The 4,142-nt window shown below is 34.3% G+C and carries 3 protein-coding genes; 2 read left to right on the forward strand and 1 reads right to left on the reverse strand.

The genetic code is table 11. The features are described from left to right. Positions 1–72 precede the first annotated feature (72 nt). Entirely contained in the window at positions 73–1,440 is a 1,368-nt protein-coding gene (locus E1171_RS05865) for a trypsin-like serine protease (RefSeq protein WP_155205016.1), read from the reverse strand. A gap of 375 nt (positions 1,441–1,815) precedes the next feature. Between E1171_RS05865 and E1171_RS05870 the strand changes: the two genes are divergently transcribed. Then, complete coding sequence (locus E1171_RS05870) at positions 1,816–2,763, forward strand: TolB-like translocation protein (protein ID WP_155205018.1); 948 nt, start codon at positions 1,816–1,818, stop codon at positions 2,761–2,763. Positions 2,764–2,986: 223 nt separating this feature from the next. After that, positions 2,987–4,105 carry a DUF2855 family protein gene (locus E1171_RS05875; protein WP_187696286.1) on the forward strand — a complete coding sequence of 373 codons (1,119 nt, stop codon included), beginning with the start codon at positions 2,987–2,989 and terminating at the stop codon, positions 4,103–4,105. Positions 4,106–4,142 lie beyond the last annotated feature (37 nt).

Consider the following 4,142-nt stretch of genomic DNA (forward strand, 5'->3'; position numbering starts at 1 on the left):
GAAAGTTATCCATAAATCAACATCAAATACGGCACTGTAAGAGAAACTGTGTAAGTGCCTTTATAAATAATTCTATTTCTTTATTATCAGTTCTAGAACTTCTTCAACAGTATTTGATTTTGAGATATAAGATAGGAGTTCATCCTCATATCTTTCTACAACCTCGGACAGTGAATTGCTACCAAATTCTTTAAACATCCTTGCCATTTTTGAGATCATATCTTCTATTAAGATTCCGTCAATTGAACGTTCAAATTTATAAGGCTCATCCTTGTCTAAATTTCTTGTTAATGAAATGAAAGCAGGACCCTTGTAACGTTGCCATGCAACCATGCATTTTCGATGCTCATTTACAAGATTAATACCCTCTTGAACATTGTTTATCAATGCTAAAAGTGCTGCTTGACCATGTTTTGTTTGTTGCAATAATTCCTTGTATTTATTAAGTCTGTTTGAATCTGAAAAAATCTGTTGTTTTAGAGAAGTTGGCGCAGGAATAGAAAAGGGTAGCTCTCTAAGCATTTCTCTTATATCGTCAGCAAAAGAATAATAGGGTGGGGTATCGTGTCCTCCATTAAGTAACCCAATTACTTCCTTATCCATATTTACAAGAACAGCCCCTGAATCTCCATGATCACAGAACTTTTTATTTGGGTCTTTCGCAGGATAGCCCTGTACTATTTCTAAACCTGTGTATAAATATTTAAATGGAGAATTAGGATCAGGTTTGACTCCTATTTTTGTAATTTGACCTTTTGTCTTATGTGTCGTTATACCATATTTTTGTACTTCTTGCCCCACTGCCTTAGGTGGATTAGTCCCTTTTAAAGTTCCAATTTCAATAACTTCATTTGAACCTTTCACAGTTACTACAGCTAATGCCATATCAAGATAATCTCCTTTAACACCAGACTCCACTAGGGCAACAGTACCATCCTCTTTATCTGGTTGATAAATAGACTGACCAAACTTCGCATTTTCAGCGTATATTACATGGTAGTTACTCATCAGCGAATTGTTATTATCTTTTTTTGTTTTAACATGAACAATGCATCCCAATGTCCCAATACTTACAGATCCATTGTTTTCAATTCCATTTGTGATCGCAGACCCGCCAACAAGCGGTCGGAATTTTTGGTATTGATTTAGTTCTTCAATTGGAATGATAAGGTCATGCCGAACATAAGGGCGCCTTTCCACCAAATCAATAGAAATATTTTCAATATTTGAGGGGATAATTTCACTATCTTTTAATTCATCAAGAGATCTTTTTTTCTCAACCTCAATAAATATACAGATCTCATCAGTCATCTTATCATTCTTTATTTTGAATCCAGCACCTGTATTTGTAATTCCCTTAAAGCGGGTAAGAGTTTTATAGTTTTTAAGCAAAACATCAATCACTAATTCAGTACGTTGTTGTTTTTGTTCTTCATTCATAGGTTTGGATATTAATTCAGGATATATTTAAAATATATATTCCTTTGGTGGCTGGTAATGAGGCTGGGAGCTATATTTATTTAATAAAATATAATGCTTTTTTAATATATTTACTCTTAAAAACATTGTGTTTTATTAAATTTTAATCATAATTGAATCTATTCCATGGAAGAGGTTAAAAGGGGCATATGGGGTCAAACAAGATGATACTGAACAGAATGCCCAGGGTAAATAGTGTTTGTCTTGTGTGAAGGTAAATTGAAACGCAGTACTTACTTTATTTCCACTTTTTAGATAGATGAAGGTAATGGATATAATGTGGATATACCACATATGTGGTATACACGGATGCTAGCAATTATTAAATCAGACAATATGAATAGAAAATATTATTTCTTATCAATCGCTGGATTAGCTTTTATTTTGCAAAGCTGTAAAACAACTAACTCATATAATTTCTATTTAGATCAAAAACTACCGGAAACCATACCTGAATTATTTGCCCCGTCAATAGTTAATACAGATAGTATAGAAATTAATTCGGTGTTTAACTCTTCTTTTACTGAATTGTTCTTTACCAGAATTATTGATGGAAGCTTTATTATTCATCATTCTGAATTAATTGATGGTAATTGGACAGTTCCACAACCCATTCAAATGTATTCTGACCAAGATGCTAATTCTGTAGCTATTGACCCATCAATTACTCAAGATGGGAATACCATGTATTTTCTTGGTATTAGCCCTGAAGAACGTTTAAAAAACTCCAAACCAAACATCTACAAAAGTCAAAAAATAGGAGGTAAATGGCAACTAGCTTCAAAGGTTGAATACCCCATATCAACTGAAGAATACGCAGAGTCATACCCGGTAGTAGTTGCTGACGGAAGTCTATATTTTACATCCGACCGCCCAGATAGTTTTGGTAAACGTGATATTTATCGGGCTCAATATTTAGGGGATGGAAAATTTGACACACCCATAAATATTGGTTCAGAAGTTAATTCAGAAAAAAGTGAACGAAGCACCTATGTTTCACCGGATGAAAGCTTTTTGATTACTGCAAACACTTATACAGATGAAAAGGGATTTGCTGTATCATTTAAGGAAAATAACAAATGGCAAACACCAATTTACTTTGATCTTGGCGAACCCTTAGTCAAAGATTGGATTTATTTCTGTCCTTATATGTCACCAGATGGCAAGTATTTTTTCTTTTCAAAAAGGCACAGTAATCCTCCTGATAGTGGGTGGAAAGGAGTAACCAAAGGAGAAGTGTATTGGGTAAATGCTGATGTGATTTTTAATCTTAAAAGAAAATAAACAATTGCTAACATTGTATATAAAAAATAGGCGCGATAGTAAAAAATTCAAGAGCTTTAACTCGGTCCAAAATCGGACTGGTTAGATAAGTTTGAAACCCGTAATCACCTATTTTGCATATACATGGCCGTTATGATCAATGTTTACATCCAACATGCAGGTGCAAGGCTTGCAATTGATAATCAAAATTTTACTTTCTACATTTAGCAAAACTTATTTCAACGTGGCAAATATTAATGCATTAGACTTTACAGTGAAAATTGATAACCTCCAACGGGCCAAGTTTGTAGAAAAAACTTATTCTGACAAACTATTATCAAGTCAGGTACTTTTAGAAATTGATCAATTTTCATTTACCTCTAATAACATCACCTATGGTGTGGTAGGAGAACAAATGAACTATTGGAAATTTTTCCCAACTCAATCTGGTTACGGAATTATTCCAGCTTGGGGGTTAGCTAATGTTGTTATTTCTAACCATCCGGATGTACAAGTAGGTCAGCGATTTTATGGATACTACCCCATGAGTTCTCACTTATTGGTCACCATTAACAATGTTAGTAGTAAAGGTTTTGTGGATAATACTGAACACAGACAAGCTCTCCCACCAATCTATAATTTTTATACGAATACAGAACAAGACCCTACATTCACTCCGGAAACTGAAAAATTAATTTCCATATTTCGCCCATTGTTTGTTACATCCTTTTTGATTGATGATCATTTAGAAGAACAGAATTTCTATAAAGCCTCTCAAATACTAATTACAAGCGCATCCAGTAAAACGGCACAGGCATTAGCCTTTCTATTGGCACATCGAAAAAAAGAAAATGCTTTGAATTTGAATCTTGTAGGACTCACGTCAAAAAAGAATATGGAATTTGTGAGACAGTTAGGCTGGTATGATCAAACCATAAGCTATGATTCGATTGCTCAATTGAATTCTAATGAAAAATTCGTTGTGATAGACTTTGCCGGCAACCATAACACCCAATTCCAGTTGCAAACGTTGTTGAACAAAAATCTGGTATATAATTGTCTGGTGGGGCTTGTTGATTGGCAAAATCTAGAAGGTGAAAACTCACTTCCCAAAAAGGGAGAATTTTTCTTCGCTCCTGCACATGCTGAAAAACGTCAGAAAGAATGGGGGGTATCAGGGTTTCAACAAAAGATTGGGATAGCTTGGCAAGAATTTATGGACGCTATTCAATCAACGATTTCGATTAAAGAACACATTGGAGTTCAGGAATTAGAAAAATTGTATTCGGACATGTTGAATGGGAAAGTTGACCCCAAGAATGGCAACATCGTGAGTTTAAACAAGATGAATAAAAGATCATAACAATGTGTCCTATGTAAAGCCTTTTCGTCGCTAAGAG

Source organism: Xanthovirga aplysinae (genome assembly GCF_009711365.1).
GTDB lineage: Bacteria > Bacteroidota > Bacteroidia > Cytophagales > Cyclobacteriaceae > Xanthovirga > Xanthovirga aplysinae.

Coding starts and splice junctions, on each gene's coding strand:
- E1171_RS05865 (WP_155205016.1), bottom strand. CDS start 1,440: ATGAATGAAGAACAAAAACAACAACGTACTGAATTAGTGATTGATGTT.
- E1171_RS05870 (WP_155205018.1), top strand. CDS start 1,816: ATGAATAGAAAATATTATTTCTTATCAATCGCTGGATTAGCTTTTATT.